12 protein-coding genes and 1 pseudogene are annotated in these 16,552 nt (G+C 58.5%); 8 read left to right on the plus strand and 5 right to left on the minus strand.

The features are described from left to right. Positions 1-3 precede the first annotated feature (3 nt). From rpsD to KUV86_RS14010, 4 genes are all read left to right on the plus strand, one after another. Positions 4-624, plus strand: a complete 621-nt coding sequence (rpsD, locus tag KUV86_RS13995; RefSeq protein ID WP_206944186.1) for a 30S ribosomal protein S4 — start codon at positions 4-6, stop codon at positions 622-624. Between the two features lie 80 nt (positions 625-704). Beyond that, positions 705-1,703 (plus strand): DNA-directed RNA polymerase subunit alpha, encoded by a 999-nt coding sequence (locus KUV86_RS14000; protein WP_108133880.1) that lies wholly within the window; start codon positions 705-707, stop codon positions 1,701-1,703. Positions 1,704-1,742: 39 nt separating this feature from the next. After that, positions 1,743-2,132: a 50S ribosomal protein L17 gene (gene rplQ / locus KUV86_RS14005; RefSeq protein ID WP_206944185.1), complete on the plus strand. Its 390-nt coding sequence runs from the start codon at positions 1,743-1,745 to the stop codon at positions 2,130-2,132. A gap of 236 nt (positions 2,133-2,368) precedes the next feature. After that, positions 2,369-2,905: a lysozyme inhibitor LprI family protein gene (locus KUV86_RS14010; RefSeq protein WP_206944184.1), complete on the plus strand. Its 537-nt coding sequence runs from the start codon at positions 2,369-2,371 to the stop codon at positions 2,903-2,905. A 38-nt stretch (positions 2,906-2,943) separates the two neighbouring features. Here KUV86_RS14010 and KUV86_RS14015 read toward each other — a convergent pair whose 3' ends face one another. Together KUV86_RS14015 and uvrA are read right to left on the minus strand one after the other, a co-directional pair. After that, entirely contained in the window at positions 2,944-4,185 is a 1,242-nt protein-coding gene (locus KUV86_RS14015) for a PD-(D/E)XK nuclease family protein (protein WP_222485204.1), read from the minus strand. Between the two features lie 268 nt (positions 4,186-4,453). Then, on the minus strand, positions 4,454-7,324 hold the full coding sequence (gene uvrA, locus KUV86_RS14020) for an excinuclease ABC subunit UvrA (RefSeq protein WP_222485206.1): 2,871 nt from the start codon (positions 7,322-7,324) through the stop codon (positions 4,454-4,456). A gap of 185 nt (positions 7,325-7,509) precedes the next feature. On the opposite strand from uvrA, the gene KUV86_RS14025 reads away from it, so the two are divergent. Both KUV86_RS14025 and KUV86_RS14030 read left to right on the plus strand, forming a co-directional pair. Then, positions 7,510-8,898, plus strand: coding sequence for an MFS transporter (locus KUV86_RS14025; RefSeq protein WP_206944178.1), 1,389 nt, complete (start codon positions 7,510-7,512; stop codon positions 8,896-8,898). A gap of 251 nt (positions 8,899-9,149) precedes the next feature. Then, positions 9,150-9,836, plus strand: a complete 687-nt coding sequence (locus tag KUV86_RS14030) for a single-stranded DNA-binding protein (RefSeq protein WP_206944176.1) — start codon at positions 9,150-9,152, stop codon at positions 9,834-9,836. 19 nt (positions 9,837-9,855) lie between these two features. Here KUV86_RS14030 and KUV86_RS20145 read toward each other — a convergent pair. Both KUV86_RS20145 and KUV86_RS20150 read right to left on the minus strand, forming a co-directional pair. Further along, positions 9,856-10,412: pseudogene (locus KUV86_RS20145) on the minus strand (ISL3 family transposase). 258 nt (positions 10,413-10,670) lie between these two features. After that, a complete protein-coding gene (locus KUV86_RS20150) occupies positions 10,671-10,940 on the minus strand; it encodes a hypothetical protein (protein ID WP_409996348.1) in 270 nt (89 codons plus the stop codon). Between the two features lie 213 nt (positions 10,941-11,153). On the opposite strand from KUV86_RS20150, the gene KUV86_RS14040 reads away from it, so the two are divergent. Together KUV86_RS14040 and KUV86_RS14045 are read left to right on the plus strand one after the other, a co-directional pair. Then, a complete protein-coding gene (locus tag KUV86_RS14040) occupies positions 11,154-12,173 on the plus strand; it encodes an IS30 family transposase (protein ID WP_222485208.1) in 1,020 nt (339 codons plus the stop codon). A gap of 151 nt (positions 12,174-12,324) precedes the next feature. Next, positions 12,325-15,519: a type ISP restriction/modification enzyme gene (locus KUV86_RS14045; protein ID WP_222485209.1), complete on the plus strand. Its 3,195-nt coding sequence runs from the start codon at positions 12,325-12,327 to the stop codon at positions 15,517-15,519. A 482-nt stretch (positions 15,520-16,001) separates the two neighbouring features. Here KUV86_RS14045 and KUV86_RS14050 read toward each other — a convergent pair whose 3' ends face one another. Then, positions 16,002-16,508: a hypothetical protein gene (locus KUV86_RS14050; protein WP_222485210.1), complete on the minus strand. Its 507-nt coding sequence runs from the start codon at positions 16,506-16,508 to the stop codon at positions 16,002-16,004. Positions 16,509-16,552 lie beyond the last annotated feature (44 nt).

Here is a 16,552-nt window from a genome sequence, read left to right on the forward strand (position 1 = left end):
TTCATGGCTCGTTACATTGGACCTAAGTGCAAACTGTCTCGCCGGGAAGGTACCGACCTCTTCCTCAAGAGCGGTGTCACTCCCTTCGAGAAAAAGTGCAAATCCGAGCAGATTCCGGGTGTGCACGGCCAGCGCCGTCAGCGTCTTTCCGACTACGGCTTGCAGCTTCGCGAGAAGCAGAAAGTACGTCGCATGTATGGCGTACTCGAAAAGCAGTTCCGCAACTACTACAAGGAAGCCGCCCGTCTGAAGGGTGCGACCGGTGAGTTGTTGCTGCAGCTGCTTGAGTCCCGACTGGACAACGTCGTCTACCGCATGGGCTTTGGCGCCACTCGCTCCGAGGCTCGTCAGCTGGTGAGCCACAAGGCGATTGCCGTTAACGGCAAGACCGTCAACGTGGCCTCCTACCAGGTCAAGCCCGGCGACGTGGTATCCGTTCGTGAAAAGGCCAAGCAGCAGGCGCGTATCCAAAACGCCCTGACCATCGCTGCCAACCGTGGCGATGTGGCCTGGATCGAACTCGACGCCAAGAAGATGGAAGGCACCTTCAAGGCCCTGCCCGAGCGCGGTGACCTGACTGCCGACATCAACGAGCAACTGATCGTCGAGCTGTACTCGAAGTAAACGGCCAGTCCGCGCCGCCCTCCCTCGGGAGGGCGGCGATCATTACCGAGTATTCGTTTGGCAGCCTGAAAGGTGTTCATATGCAGCGTTCAGTGACAGAGTTTCTCCGTCCTCGCGACATCAAGGTCGAAGAGATCAGCGCACACCACGCAAAGATCGTGCTCGAGCCGTTCGAGCGTGGCTTCGGCCACACGCTGGGCAATGCTCTGCGTCGTATCCTGCTCTCGTCCATGCCCGGCTGTGCCGTGGTGGAAACCGAGATCGCAGGCGTCGACCATGAGTACAGCGCGATCGAGGGCGTCCAGGAAGATGTCATCGAAATCCTCCTGAACCTCAAAGACGTGGCGATCAAGATGCACAGCCGCGACGAGGCGATGCTCTCGCTGAACAAGCAGGGCCCGGCCGTCGTCACCGCTGGTGACATCGCCGTCGATCACGACGTCGAAGTGGTCAACCCCGAGCACGTCATCGCCCACGTCAATGAAGGCGCCGAGCTCAAGATGCAGCTCAAGGTGGCCCGTGGTCGCGGCTATGAGCCTGCGGATGTCCGCAGCGAAGCCGACGACGAAACACGTGCCATCGGCCGTCTGCAGCTGGATGCGACCTTCAGCCCCGTGCGCCGCGTTTCCTACAGCGTCGAAGCCGCTCGTGTTGAACAGCGTACCGACCTCGATAAGCTGATCATCAACCTGGAAACCGACGGCACCCTGGATCCGGAAGAGGCCATCCGTCGCAGCGCGACCATCCTGCAAGAGCAGCTGGCAGCGTTTGTCGATCTGGAAGCCGACAAGGAACAGGAAGTGGTCGAGGAAGAGGATCACATCGATCCGATCCTGCTGCGCCCCGTAGACGATCTCGAGTTGACCGTTCGTAGCGCCAACTGCCTGAAGGCCGAGAATATCTATTACATCGGTGATCTGATTCAGCGTACTGAAGTTGAGCTGTTGAAGACCCCGAACCTCGGCAAGAAATCCTTGAACGAGATCAAGGACGTGTTGGCTGCTCGTGGTCTGTCCCTTGGCATGCGGCTTGAAAATTGGCCGCCGGCTAGCCTGAAGGACGACAAGGCCACCGCCTAAGCGTCGGCTCGAGTCCCAGTTTGGTAAGGAATCACAACCATGCGTCATCGTAAGAGTGGTCGTCACCTCAATCGTACCAGCTCGCACCGCCAGGCCATGTTCCGCAACATGAGCGTGTCGCTGGTCGAGCACGAAGTGATCAAGACAACCCTTCCCAAGGCAAAAGAGCTGCGTCGTCATATCGAGCCGCTCATTACCCTGGCGAAGGAAGACAGCGTCGCTAACCGTCGTCTGGCCTTCAGCCGTACTCGCTCCAAAGAAGCAGTCGGCAAGCTCTTCAATGAGCTGGGTCCGCGTTACGTCGAGCGTCCGGGCGGTTACGTCCGTATTCTCAAGTGCGGCTTCCGCACCGGCGACAACGCCCCCATGGCCTTCGTCGAGTTGGTCGATCGTCCCGTCGCTGAAGAAGAGGCCGTCGGCGAGGAGTAATCCTTTCGACAGCGCTTCAACACGACGCGAAACCGCCACCCTGAGTGTTCAGGGTGGCGGTTTTTTTTGTCTGCACTTCGCTATCACAAGTGCCTGTTTATTAAGTAAAACTCTGCTGACGATGAATGCCTGTAACGAGCAATGACGACGACGGTAGAGTCTTGCCATGCCTGGCCCTCCTGGCTTCCCCTATGATGTCAGTCAGGCACAAGGTTTCGGGGAAGGAGTTTAATCAGATGTGGCAGAGGCTAATATCGCTCCTCGTGCTGTTGTCGGTCATAGTCGGGCCACAGACACAGGCAGCACAGTTAGATGAGAAGGAAGAGCTCAGGCCATCATCCCTCTCGGTCGACGCTGCCAGCGTGCGTGAGTGCTTTGTGCAGATGGGTCAGGAGGGGGCCGGCAACTGCATCGCAGAGGCTGCAAACCTTTGCCAGGAGAGCGACGGCGGTAGCACGACCCTGGGGATTGTCGCTTGCCTTCAGGCCGAGACCGAGGTCTGGGACGATCTGTTGAACGCGCAGTACCTGGAGTTGCGGGATAGTATGCGCGAGCAGGATCAGGAGTGGCCGGAACTCGGTATCTCTCGCGCGGAAGCGCTCAGGGATGTGCAGCGCGCCTGGATCGCCTTTCGCGACGCCGAGTGTGGCTATGCCTACGCCCGCTACCAGGGCGGCACCATCCGCAATGTGGTCGCCGCGTCATGTGTGCTTGAAGAAACCGCGCGCCGCGCGCTGACGCTCAAGGGTGTCCTGCATGAGGGCAACATGTAGGCGTAGGGCTTGTCGTTGACCGGCGAGCTGTCTTTGAGTCAGCTGGCGCTGTCACTGATGCGCTGATCGATCCAAAGTGCGAGATCACCTAGAGCCTCCAAGGCGCCTTCTCGGGTATAAGGATGTGGCCAGGCATCGAGGGCCAGATAGCGCTGGTTGCTTTCAAACCAAAAGCCTGGCGTTTTCTTGTCGCGGTAGAACGACCAGGCATCGCTCTTGGTGTCCGGAATAGTGCTCGTGAATTCCGCGGCAAGACTGTCTAGGTCCGCCGATGTCGCTTGGCGGTCGATGTAGCCCCTAACGTAGAAGCCGATACTTTCGCTATCGCCAGCGTCAGACTCAGAGCAGGGGTAGTAAACGAGACAGGCCTGGTTGTTCTGTCCCTCCCAGCGCGCCAAGGAGAACCGCAGGACCTTTTCTTCGCCATCACTCCAGCTGTTCGTTGTTTTGATGATGTCTGATTCTGCCACCTCAAGGGTCGCAGTCAGCTGACGCATGCACTGCTGACGCAGCTCAGCCTCCAGCAAATGGAATTTCTCTGATGCCTGCTTGAGTTGAGCAAAGTGTTTGAGGGCAAATGTCAGTTCCTTGTCGTCCATGATCATGGCTTTTTCCTGGTGCGCAATGTTGTGCATGTGCTGCAGCAGCTCCTGATAGAAGACCTGCCACTTGGTAAAGGTGTGGTGGGCAATTTCTTGACCGAATCGCTCTCGAGCCACGGTAATAAGTTCGTCGTAAGAGACGCAGATCCAGTCGTCAGGGACATCTGTCCGTTGGGATAGTGGGCTCAGCACGCAACGGACCCGGTGGAGCTGATGATAGGAGTCGATCAATTTGGTGTAGGAGGGGAAAGGATTGTCGGATGCGGAGGCCCAGACTTTGTGCTCGACGCCTATGACGAAGCTTTCACCCAAGATGACCAAGTCGAGCCGTTTGTCATTGCCATTCCATATGTCAGGTGACGGAACTTCGCGCTCAACGGAGATACTCTCCCAGTCTGTGCGAACAAGGAGTTCATCTTGGAGGTCTTCGTGGAAGGCGCCCTTATGGAGCAGGCACGCTACCAGGGCCTTGGCTAACCAGGTTGGCGCTCCTTCATGGCTACCCATGAAGATTGCCATCAGATCGGACAGGCGGTTCTCATGGTGTCCTGGCCCCGCACTTGAAAACAGGTTGAGCTCTGGCGGCGTTGGCGCGGGCAGTCGCTCCATTTTGTCGAACAGCACCTCGAGCGCGCTATGCCCATCTGTGACTGATGGCCTCTTTAAGTTGTTCTGCATGGCAAGCCTTTTCGTAGCGAGATTCCGATAAACAGCCGTGTGATGATAGCGGAGATTGCCGTTGAGAGCGCTGCGAAGACACCGCTTGGCGCTGATGCTTGGTATCCAGCAGGTGGGCACTGAAGTAGGGATGGGCTGCACTTATGTTCTTCCTCCAGTGTTCTGCCGCCAGGGCGCGCACCAATACGACAAGGGGAAGGCCGTGGCCTTCCCCTTGGGTCTAGCATCCGCTGCTCACCAGGTGAGCAGCGGGCTCCTGGGCGAGCCCTCAGGCCGTTGCGGTGGCCTTGTCATCCTTGCGTGAGGTGGAGGGCGCACGTTCGAGCAGTGGCTTTAGGAAACGCCCGGTGTGGGAGATCTCCATGGTTGCAAGCTGCTCAGGCGTGCCTTCGGCGATGATCCGACCTCCGCCGGAGCCACCTTCAGGCCCCAGATCGATCAACCAGTCGGCGGTCTTGATCACGTCCAGGTTGTGCTCGATGACGACTACGGTATTGCCGTGATCGCGCAAGCGGTGGAGCACCGTCAGCAGCTGGCGGATATCCTCGAAGTGCAGGCCCGTCGTGGGCTCATCGAGAATATACAGGGTCTTGCCGGTATCCCTCTTGGCCAGTTCCCGGGCCAGCTTGACCCGCTGGGCCTCGCCGCCGGACAGGGTGGTGGCGCTCTGACCCAGGCGAATGTAGGTCAGGCCGACGTCGACCAGGGTCTGCAGACGGCGTGCGATGGCGGGCACCGGGCTGAAGAACTCCAGGGCTTCCTCCACCGTCATCTCCAGCACTTCATCGATGGTCTTGCCCTTGTAGTGGATATCCAGGGTCTCGCGGTTGTAGCGCTTGCCCTTGCAGACATCGCAGGGCACATAGATATCCGGAAGGAAGTGCATCTCGACCTTGATCATGCCCTCGCCCTGGCAGGCCTCACAGCGGCCCCCCTTGACGTTGAACGAGAAACGCCCCGGCTTGTAGCCCCGTGAACGGGCTTCCTGAGTGCCCGCGAACAGCTCACGGATGGGGGTGAAGATGCCGGTGTAGGTCGCCGGGTTGGAGCGCGGCGTGCGACCGATCGGACTCTGGTCAATGTCGATGATCTTGTCGAGCTGATCGAGCCCCTCAATGCTCTTGTAGGGCGACGGCGTCAGGGTCGTGGCCTTGTTCAGCTCGCGGGCGGCGATCGGCATCAACGTCGAGTTGATCAGCGTCGACTTGCCCGAGCCAGAGACCCCGGTAACGCACACGAAAAGCCCCAGCGGAAGCTCCAGGGTGACGTCCTGCAGGTTGTTGCCGGTCGCGCCGGTCAGCTTGAGCGTCTTTTCCGGGTTACCGGGAATGCGCCAGGGGGGAACCTCGATGGCGCGGGTGCCGGACAGGTACTGGCCGGTCAGCGAGGCCTCATTGGCCATGACCTCTTCCGGGGTGCCCTCGGCGACGATTTCGCCGCCGTGGACGCCGGCGCCGGGGCCAATGTCGAGCACATGGTCGGCGGCGCGGATGGCGTCCTCGTCGTGTTCGACCACGATCACCGTGTTGCCCAGGTCGCGCAGACGCTCCAGGGTTTTCAGCAGGCGATCGTTATCGCGCTGGTGCAGGCCGATGGAGGGCTCATCGAGGATATACATGACGCCCACCAGACCCGCGCCAATCTGGCTGGCCAGGCGAATGCGCTGAGCCTCGCCGCCGGACAGGGTCTCTGCGCTGCGCTCGAGGTTGAGATAATCCAGGCCGACATTGACCAGAAACTCCAGCCGCGCCGAGATCTCTGCCAGGATTTTTTCGGCGATCTCGCCCTTGCGTCCGGGCAGGCTCAGCTCGCTGAAGTAGCGCTGGGCATCGCCGATCGGCAAGCGCACGACCTGGGGTAGCGTGGTGCCATCGACGAACACGTGACGCGCTTCCTTGCGCAGGCGTGAGCCCTCGCAGGTACGGCAGGGCTGCACGGCGATATAGCGGGCGAGGTCTTCGCGCACCATGCTGGACTCGGTTTCCCGATAGCGTCGCTGCATATTGGGCAGCACCCCTTCGAAAGGGTGCTCCCTGGTGACCTTCTTGCCACGATCATTGACGTAGGTGAAGGCAATGTCGTCCTTGCCGCTGCCGTTGAGGATCACCTCACGCTCGTGGCGCGCCAGTTCGTTCCACGGGGTTTCCAACGTGAAACGGTAGTGGTCGGCGACCGCCTTCAACTGGTTGAAGTAGTAGACGCTGCGCCGGTCCCAGCCCTTGATCACGCCCTCGGCCAACGACAGTTCCGGGTGGCTGATCAGCTTGTCGGGATCGAAGAACTGCTGGACCCCGAGTCCGTCGCAGGTGGGGCAGGCGCCGGCCGGGTTGTTAAAGGAAAACATCCGCGGCTCGAGCTCGGCGATGGAGTAGCCACACACCGGGCAGGCAAAGCGCGACGAGAAGGCCATATCCTCCTGCTCACCGTCCATGAAATGAATCATGGCAGTGCCGTCGGCCAGGCCAAGGGCGGTCTCGAAGGACTCGGCCAGGCGCTGCTCCAGGCCCTCGCGCACCTTGATGCGGTCAACGACCACGCTGATGTCGTGCTTGCGGTTCTTCTCCAGCGGGCGCACGTCATCGAGTTCCACCACCTGGCCGTCGATCATGGCGCGCACGAAACCTTGTGAGCGCAGCTCGGCCAGCAGCTGCAGGTGCTCACCCTTGCGTCCGCTGACGACCGGAGCCAGCAGCATCAGCTTGCTGCCCTCCGGCAGCGCCATGACCTGGTCGACCATCTGCGAAATGGTCTGCGCCTCCAGATCCTCCCCATGCTCCGGGCAGCGGGGGGTGCCAGCCCGTGCGAACAGCAGGCGCAGGTAGTCATAGATCTCGGTGATCGTACCGACGGTCGAGCGGGGGTTGTGCGAGGTGGATTTCTGCTCGATGGAAATCGCTGGAGACAGCCCCTCGATGTGGTCAACGTCAGGCTTTTCCATCATCGACAGAAACTGACGCGCATAGGTGGACAGCGACTCCACGTAGCGTCGCTGACCTTCGGCGTACAAGGTGTCGAAGGCCAGCGATGACTTGCCGGAACCGGACAGTCCGGTGACCACGATCAGCTTGTCACGGGGTAGTTCGACGTCGATCTGCTTGAGGTTGTGGGTGCGTGCACCCCTGACCAGAATCTTGTCCATTCCCACCTCGAGGACGCGGCAAAAGGCCGATTATACGTGGCCCGCCTCCCCACCGGCAAAGTCGCGGTCGAAAAGTCGCCTGTGAAATGACCTTGAGCGCGGCATTTTCTGCACCGCCCGCAGGCGCTAGAATGTGCGGTCCATCTCCGGGGCCTGGCCCCGTCTTCAACGCCGGTATCTTTTTCATGTCCAAGGCCCGACTTCTGTTAGCCTCCGAACGGCGTGCCATCGTCGGTCTGGCGGGGCTCTACGCCACGCGCATGCTGGGACTCTTCATGGTCTTGCCTGTGCTTGCCCTGAATGCTGATCACCTGGCTGGCGCCACGCCGCTGCTGGTGGGACTGGCGCTCGGCGTCTACGGGCTGACCCAGGCCGTGCTGCAGATCCCGTTTGGACTGCTGTCGGATCGCCTTGGCCGCAAGCCGGTCATCGCCGCTGGCCTGGGGCTGTTTGCCATCGGCAGCGTGATTGCTGCTCAGGCAGACTCCATCGCCATGATGATCGTGGGCCGCAGCCTGCAGGGCAGCGGTGCGGTGGCGGCGGCCATCATGGCATTGCTGGCCGACCAGACTCGGGAACAAGTGCGCACGGCGGCCATGGCGACCATCGGGCTGTCGATCGGGGTGGCCTTCGGCGTGGCGATGGTGCTGGGGCCGCTGGTGGCCAGCCGGTTTGGTCTGGCGGGAGTGTTCTATTTCACCGCCCTGCTGGCGCTGCTGGGGTTGGTCGTGCTGTGGAAGCTGGTGCCTCCGGCGCCGCGGCGTCGCGGTCACCGAGACGTGGGCCTGGATCGTGGTCAGCTGGCCAGTATTCTCGGCCGCCTCGACCTGTGGCGCATGGACGCCTCGATCTTCAGCCTGCACCTGATCCTGATGGCCATCTTCACCGCGGTGCCGTTTCGCCTGGTGGATGCCGGGATCGTCGAGGCACACCATGGGCTGGTCTATCTGCTGGTGATGGGGCTGTCCTTTGTGGCCATGGTGCCGCTGGTCATCGTGGCCGAGAAGAAACGCAAGATGAAGCTGATGTGCCTCGGCGCTATCGCCACCATCACGCTTAGCCTGTTAGGCCTCGGCCTGGCGGGCACCGGCCTGGCGGCGCTGTGCGCCTGGCTGTTGGCCTTCTTTACGGCCTTCAACCTGCTTGAGGCGACGCTGCCGTCGATGATCAGCAAGCTGGCGCCTGCCGGTGCCAAGGGCACGGCCATGGGTGTCTATTCCACCAGCCAGTTCCTGGGCGCTTTCCTCGGCGGTGTATTGGGAGGCTTTCTGGCCCAGCAGTTCGGGCTATCGGCGGTATTTCTCGGAGCGGCTCTGTTGGGGCTTGGCTGGTTCCTGCTGATGCTCGGCATGCGTGCACCGCGTCACCTGTCCAGCGAGGTCGTGGCCCTGGCCGAAGACGTCGAACGCGATACGCTCGACAGTCTGATGGCACGCTTCGCCGCCGTCGCCGGGGTCGAGGACGTATTGGTGGTGCCGGAAGAACGGCTGGCTTACTTGAAGGTCGACCGCACACGGCTTGATACCGAGGCCCTGGAACGGCTGACCCGCACGTCGCGCCAGTCGACGCCCTGACCAGGCAGATGGCGGCAAGAGGCATGGGTGGCGCCAGTGCCCGCGGGATAGACGTACGCGATCAACGCCTGGCGGGGTCAGGTCATGCCGGGGCGCTCGATGTAGCGGCCAACTGTTGTGATCTCGCGTATAGTAGCCACACCTGTCTTACGTGACGCCGACCCGGTATTCGGTGTCGAAAGAACCTCTTCGAGGCGTGAGGGTTGTACCCTGCATGTCTCGGCATCATTATTTGTATCAAGGAGTCAACCATGGCCCGTGGCGTCAACAAGGTCATCCTCATCGGCAACCTCGGTCAGGACCCGGAGGTACGCTTCACCCCCTCGGGTACCGCCGTGGCCAATCTCAATCTCGCGACTACCGATACCTGGATGGACCGCCAGAGCGGCCAGCGCCAGGAGCGTACCGAGTGGCATCGGGTCGTGATGTTCAACAAGCTGGCCGAAATCTCGCAGCAGTACCTGAAGAAAGGCTCCAAGCTGTACATTGAAGGGCGCCTGCAGACGCGCAAGTGGCAGGACCAGAATGGCCAGGACCGCTATTCCACCGAAATCGTTGCCAGCGACATGCAGATGCTGGACGGTCGGGGTGAAGGCGGCCAGGGTGGCGGCTTCGGCGGCCAGCAGGGCGGCAACTTCGGCGGTGGCCAGCCCCAGCAGGGCGGCAACTTCGGTGGTGGTCAGCCCCAGCAGGGCGGCAACTTCGGCGGTGGCCAGCCCCAGCAGGGCGGCAACTTTGGTGGCGGTCAGCCCCAGCAGGGCGGCAACTTTGGCGGTGGCCAGCCCCAGCAGGGCGGTAACTTTGGCGGCGGTCAGCAGGGCGGTGGTCAGCAGAACCGTCCGCCCCAGCAGGCGCCGAACCAAGGCGGCCAGAAAGGCGGCTTTGGTGCTCCGGATCCGGGCAACTTCGACGACTTCGACGACGAAATTCCGTTCTAGAAAACCCTACAATATAGTTTCATCGCGCTTTGCCGGGAAAAGCGGCACGGATCTTCGGGAAGAAGTAGGCCGTGTCGCGGTATCCATAGGTCATCTGCTTGAGGACCTTGATTCGGTTGTTCATGCCCTCCAGCACACTGGTGTTCAACCGGCGTCGGGCACTGGACATAATCCCCTCCCGGTGGGGAGCCAATTTCCTGGCGAAGCATTGCAGCGCCTTAATACCGTTGCTGATGGCCATCTCGTGCCATTCCTGCCAGGCGTTACGGGCGATGGTCTCGTCGTCGGCAAACCAGAGAGCCTAGAGCTGGTCCTTGAGTAGATACGCAGTGGCCAGTGACGCATTGGCCGCCAGCAGCTCTTCCTGCTTCACCGCCTGCTCAGGCTTGAGGTTGTTTGCATTGCGCAGCAGCAACCAGTGGCTGCCTCGGAGTTGGGACATTGGTCTTTCGCCTCAAGATCGAAGGCCGAGTTCATGTCCATGGCGACGGCCTCGATCTGTTCTCGCGCCTTGCCCAGCCACGCGAAAAATGGGCGGATCGCTTCACGGGAGCGGCGCTCGCCGATCCATACCACCTGCTGGGTGTCACGCAGGCGACCACGGTGGCGTAGCGGTGTCCCTTGTGCAGGGCGAACTCGTCCATCATCAGGCGTCGCAAACGTGTCGGGTCCGGTGCTGGCAGGTCGCGTTGTAGGCGCTGCTTGTCGATGGTTTTAACGGTATGGCAGTGCAAGCCGACCAGGTCCGAGACATGCCGAATCGGCAGCAACACGACCAGACGCTCCGCCCACTGGCGCAGCGTGGTGGTGACCGGCGAGCGCGAGGATAACCAGTCAATGTACTCGCGTGTTGGGCCACAGACCGGGCAGCGTAGGCGTCGCACGAGGGACGTCGAGCTCTATTCGGTAGGTCAGTAGCGGCGCCTCACGGACGCGTCGGCGATACACGTCGTGCACCAGAAAGCAAGCGTGGCCGCAGCCGCTACAGACAGGTGAAGTTCGGTCATCGGGCTCCAGCTGGAGCCGCAGCGTTTGAGCATCCGGGAGCTCGTGGTGGGTGATGGTGAAGCCTTTCCAGAACAGGTAGAGCGGGGGAGTATCCATGGCAACGGCGGTGTCCGTAGGCTGGCGTTTTGGCGAATACCAGCTTACTCGGATTTACCGCCGTTTCTCTATCCCGCCTCTCCTCACGCGCCTTCCCGTTTCACGCTAATCTGTGATGAACCAGATATAAGGATAGAAATAAATCTCTATAGCCCCCGGCGGGCGGTCTCAATGAGCAAGCGCAGCACCTGATCGATCAGGTACGCTATCGCTATGACTCATTGCTACCACCACCTTATTGCCGAAGAATGCGCCACCATCATGCTGATGCGTGAAGGCCACTCGATACGGTCCATCGCCAAGCACCTTGGGAGAGCTGCCAGCACGATTTCTTGGGAACTGGCTCGGCATACGGTGCCCACCCAAGTCGGCTACGACGCCAGTCTGGCCGCTTTTAGAGCCATGCTGACATGCCATCGAGCGCGACGACAATCGAAGTTGCGGCTTGGGACGCCTCTCTTCGACTTGGTGACCTATCTGTTGCGCAAGTACTGGTCTCCTCGGCAAATAGCCATCACACTGAAGCGCATGTATCCAAATGACCCCACTCGTCAGACCTCTCACGAGGCTATCTACAACGCGCTCTATGTGATGCCGCGCGGCTCGCTGAAGAAAGAGCTCATTGCTTGCCTTCAGCAGAGGAAAGGCAAGCGGCGTCCACGCAGCCGTGGGAAGGGCCGTCGCCGCCAGATCCCTGACCTGGTCAGTATCCATCTCCGGCCGCCTGAGATCGAAGATCGGCTGATGCCGGGGAATTGGGAAGGCAACCTCATCATGGGGGCCAACAACCGCTCTACCGTGGGCACCTTGGTCGAGCGCACGACACGGTTCGTCATCCTGGTAACAATGGACGGTACTACCGCGACGGATGCCATGATCGGTTTCAGCGATAAATTGAACCGTGTTCCACGTTCACTTCGACTATCGATGACCTACGGCCAAGGGAGTGAGATGGCCAAGCATACGGAGATTACCCAGCGCACCGGAACGGCTATTTACTTCGCCGATCCACATAGCCCATGGCAACGCGGGTCGAACGAGAATACCAATGATCTGCTTCGACAGTATTTGCCTAAGGGAACAGACCTCTCGACCTACACCCAGAAAGAACTTGATGAGATCGCAGACTCACTCAATACCAGTCCTAGAGAGACGTTAAGCGCCAGGACACCTCTGGAGGTATACGCGGAGGTTCTCCAGAATTCAGTGTCCAGATGCCCGATGCTCCAATAGTGCTGCGCTTGCAGTTTGAGACCGCCTATCCACTATGGCGAGCTAACCACATTAGGCTTTGAAAAATAAGTTTGATGATGAGCTCGTGATTTTTCTCAAAATTAAAAATGCCGACATGTCGTCTTGGTTTAAGGGGAAAAAGGAAAAATAAATGAGTAAAATTTCCGAATTTGTCGAGAAAGTCAGGAAACTTCACAAAACTGGGCTTGCAACCGAGCATTCGTACCGACCTGCTTTTGTTGATCTTATCAACAGCCTGGAAGTTGGCATAACGGCTTTGAACGAACCGAAGCGCGTTGACTGCGGTGCTCCAGATTTCATTATTCAGCGTGGGAATATTGTTGTTGGTCATTTGGAGGCAAAGGATGTTGGCGTGGACATCCGCAACCTTAAGGGGACGAACAAGAAGCAGCAGCAGCGTTACCTTGAGGCTCTGCCAAATCTCATCTACAGCAATGGCCTCGACTGGGACTTCTACCGAGATGGGCAACTACTGGAGTCGGTCACTATCGGTTTGTTGGGCGCAGCTATTCAGTCCGATGTAGACCAATTTGCCAAGCTGGAGTCACTGCTGGCCGATTTTATTAGCCAGACACCTATCAGTATCACTAGCCCGAGAGAGTTGGCCGAGCGCATGGCGGGTAAGGCCAAGCTTATCAAACCAGTGTTCTATAACGCTTTGGCTGCCGATCTGAAGTTTGGAGTTGATACGGAATTAGCCTTCCAGTACGAGACCTTCAGGGACAACCTTATCCACGACATCGAGCCAGAAGGTTTCGCGGACATTTACGCAGAGACCATCTGCTACGGTATGTTCGCAGCTCGGCTACACGACGACACACTGGATACGTTCAGCCGCCATGAAGCACTGGACAAGCTGCCAAAAACCAACCCGTTTCTGAAAAACCTGTTCAGCTATGTGGCCGGAGGTGGGCTGGACGAACGAATTGCGTGGATCATCGACGATCTGGCAGACATTTTCCGGGCCACTGATGTTACGTCTATAATGGCCGGTTTCGGTAATCTTACCGGTCGGCAGGATCCGTTCTTGCACTTCTATGAAACCTTCCTCGCCGCCTACAACCCAGACAAGCGTAAATCGCGTGGGGTCTGGTACACGCCTGAGCCGGTAGTAGACTTCATCGTGCGGGCGGTAGATGAAGTTTTGCAGACAGAATTTGGGCTGTCTGACGGACTGGCCGATACCTCCAAGGTCAAGATTGAATGGGATACTGGCCAGCCAGAACTGACTAAGGCTGGAAAGCCGAAGAAGCATGGCAAGAACGCCGTCATCGAAAAAGAGGTGCACCGCGTCCAGGTACTTGACCCCGCTACCGGAACAGGCACCTTTCTGGCTGAGGTTGTCAAGAAAATAGCACCAAAAATCAATGGTATAGCGCCAGGCATGTGGACGAGCTACGTCGAAAATGAGCTGATTCCGCGTATCCACGGCTTTGAGATTCTGATGGCATCCTACGCCATGTGCCACATGAAGCTGGACATGGTGCTTACCGAATTGGGCTATAAACCTAGCAGCAACCCGCCACGCCAGTCGGTTTATCTGACTAACTCACTGGAAGAAGGCGACCCACCCAACTACAGTTTGCCATTTGCTCGCTGGCTGGCCAATGAAGTGAAACTGGCTAACACTATCAAGCGTGACATGCCCATCATGTGCGTGATTGGCAATCCACCGTATCTAGGCGAAGGAGGCGTTTCGGAGGGCTGGATAGGTCATCTGATGGATGACTACAAGAAGGAACCCGGTGGTAAGGAGAAGCTCAAGGAACGTAACCCCAAATGGCTGAATGACCTTTATGTGAAATTTCTTCGCATGTCCTCGCATATGATCGAGAAGAATGGCGAAGGCGTGCTGGGCTTCATTACCAACCACGGTTACCTGGACAACCCCACCTTCCGGGGCATGCGCTGGCACTTGTTGCACAGTTTCGACAAGATCTGGATTCTTGATCTGCACGGCAATTCGAAGAAGAGGGAGAAGGCGCCGGACGGTTCCAGGGATATGAATGTTTTCGATATTATGCAGGGAGTGTCCATCATCATCGCCGTCAAGGCAAAGCATGGCGGCGATGGCTTGGCGGAAGTCATGCAGGGCGACTTGTGGGGTAGTCGGGAAGAAAAATACAAGGCGCTGGCTAATTCTGGGCTAGCAAATGGGCTTTTTAAAATGCTTGAAGTAATGCCTCCTCGATACCCATTCGTTCGACGGGACTGGACTGATTTTGAGGGCTATCAGTCAGGATTTGCCATCAATGAGTTTATGCCAGTTAATGGGAATGGTATTGTTACAAAGCGGGATAAATTAAATATCCACTATACCCCTGATGGTGTGAACCAACTCATCGATGATTTTCTGAATCTAAGTGAGGATGAGGTTCGGGAGAAATATAAACTTCCAAAAGATGTCCGAGACTGGCGGTATGAGTGGGCCTTAAATGATATCATAAGTGAGGCGAGCAGAAAACCGGTTCAGGAGATCGGCTATAGGCTGTTCGACCGTCGATTTATCTTTTATTCGGGAAAAGCGAGAGGGCTTATTGGCTGGCCTGTGGCGCAGGTTATGGGGCATTACATCCGTGGGAAAAATATTGGTTTACTGACAGCTAAGGCACATCGGGATGCACATTTTGCTCATGCGTTCATCACTGATCGACCAACGGAAGCTATTCATTTTTCGGCGACTACCGGGTCGAATGCGATGAACTTTCCCCTTTACCTCTATCCCGAGGACGATCTCACGGAGCGCCGGGTCAATTTCGACCCTGAGCTCTACGACCGCTTGCAAGAGTTAGCAGAGCACCGCGACCACGGTAAACCTGATGAGATGGTTGTGTTCGACTACATCTACGGGGTGCTGCATTGCCCGGTCTATCGTGACACCTATGCGGAGTTTCTTAAATCAGATTTCCCACGGATCCCTTGGCCATCCAGTCCAGATGAGTTCTGGCATGTCTCGGCCAAGGGTAGTGAGCTGCGCCGCCTACACCTGATAGAGCCTTCATCTGTGGGCGATACGCCTTACCCCTTTATGGGCAATGGCGACAACGTGGTGGATATTATCGGTAAGACCTCCTTCCGTGACGGCAAAGTCTGGATCAACAAGAACCAATACTTCGCCGATGTGCCGGAGATCTCTTGGAACATTTATATCGGCGGCTATCAACCCGCCCAAAAATGGCTCAAGGATCGTAAGGGTCGCTCCTTATCCTTCGACGATGTGAAACACTACCAGCGCATCATCAAGGTGCTGTCCGAAACCGACCGCATTATGGCCGATATCACCATGACTCTAAACGTAGAGCCAGAGGCGGCAGCAAAATCTTAGAGGGTTGTAGGTTGTCAGGGTATAGTTGAAAAAACGCCACAGGAATTCGTGGAATGAGGTTTTTTCAAAAAAAGTATACGTAAAGATTGAAATAACTGGCCGAGTTTGTGCAAAATTGTAACAGAGCCAATGGCGTGACTATCATTTTTTCGGATTGTTCTTTATGTGTATACAGTCGTTCTGACCTGGGCGCATCCAAGGAAGCGCAGAATACGTCAGCCGAGCGGAAGAAGCGTCAGACGCCCGTAGTGCAGAACCCACCGCCTATTCGGTAAAGGCGAGGCGTTCGAGCAGCGCGCAACGCAGCGATTCGTCCGCGCAGGCATGTATGCAGTGTTTCCCTAAGCCAGGCAGCCCGTCTTGGCTTGCTGTCTTGGCTAGTCGTGTCGTGAGACCCCGCGGAAGCGGGGTTTCTTCGTTGCTGGGCAAGCTGGCCCGTTGCTGGCTGGAGATGGGATCACTGCGTGTGGGGCCGTCGGTCATCACCGTCTGTCGTTGGGATGAACGCGCCGATGCCTGTGCCGATGGCCTGGCAGGATGTGGCGATACCCGCGCCCCCTTCGCTGCACGTTGTCTTCGCCCCATGCGTCTTCGCCCCCTTCGTCTTCTGCCTGATGATCGTTGATTCCGCTCAGGCCGTCGCTGGCCCCCATCCGGCGCCTCTTCGCTCTCTGCTGGGCCAGCTTGCGCCTCAGCGGTCGCCGCCGGCGATGGGGTTTGCGGCGGAACATGACTCTGCATAGCCAGGCGGAGATGAGAGCGCTGGGGATGGAGTACATCACCCAGACATGATCTCTGTAGTGCTGTTCATTGGCGTCTGCAGCGCGCCGGGCGGTGCCGAAGAACAGGGACTCGAGTGGCGCGTAAAGGTAAGGCCCGACGAGAATGGCCAGGGCAATCAGGGTACCGACGAACAGGAAGCTGAAGACGACGATGATCGAGAACGCTCGCCGCTTCTTGCCGATCGTTACGGGCGGTTCAACATCCAAGAGGCATCCTCATCTGCTGTCGGCGGTGGGGAGGGCATGACGCC

Source organism: Halomonas sp. DP8Y7-3, assembly GCF_019801675.1.
Classification (GTDB): Bacteria; Pseudomonadota; Gammaproteobacteria; order Pseudomonadales; family Halomonadaceae; genus Halomonas; species Halomonas litopenaei_A.

Bases quoted from the DNA above. Each gene is read 5' to 3' on its own strand.
- rpsD (WP_206944186.1), top strand. From the start codon at position 4: ATGGCTCGTTACATTGGACCTAAGTGCAAACTGTCTCGCCGGGAAGGT.
- KUV86_RS14000 (WP_108133880.1), top strand. From the start codon at position 705: ATGCAGCGTTCAGTGACAGAGTTTCTCCGTCCTCGCGACATCAAGGTC.
- rplQ (WP_206944185.1), top strand. From the start codon at position 1,743: ATGCGTCATCGTAAGAGTGGTCGTCACCTCAATCGTACCAGCTCGCAC.
- KUV86_RS14010 (WP_206944184.1), top strand. From the start codon at position 2,369: ATGTGGCAGAGGCTAATATCGCTCCTCGTGCTGTTGTCGGTCATAGTC.
- KUV86_RS14015 (WP_222485204.1), bottom strand. From the start codon at position 4,185: ATGCAGAACAACTTAAAGAGGCCATCAGTCACAGATGGGCATAGCGCG.
- uvrA (WP_222485206.1), bottom strand. From the start codon at position 7,324: ATGGACAAGATTCTGGTCAGGGGTGCACGCACCCACAACCTCAAGCAG.
- KUV86_RS14025 (WP_206944178.1), top strand. From the start codon at position 7,510: ATGTCCAAGGCCCGACTTCTGTTAGCCTCCGAACGGCGTGCCATCGTC.
- KUV86_RS14030 (WP_206944176.1), top strand. From the start codon at position 9,150: ATGGCCCGTGGCGTCAACAAGGTCATCCTCATCGGCAACCTCGGTCAG.
- KUV86_RS20150 (WP_409996348.1), bottom strand. From the start codon at position 10,940: ATGGATACTCCCCCGCTCTACCTGTTCTGGAAAGGCTTCACCATCACC.
- KUV86_RS14040 (WP_222485208.1), top strand. From the start codon at position 11,154: ATGACTCATTGCTACCACCACCTTATTGCCGAAGAATGCGCCACCATC.
- KUV86_RS14045 (WP_222485209.1), top strand. From the start codon at position 12,325: ATGAGTAAAATTTCCGAATTTGTCGAGAAAGTCAGGAAACTTCACAAA.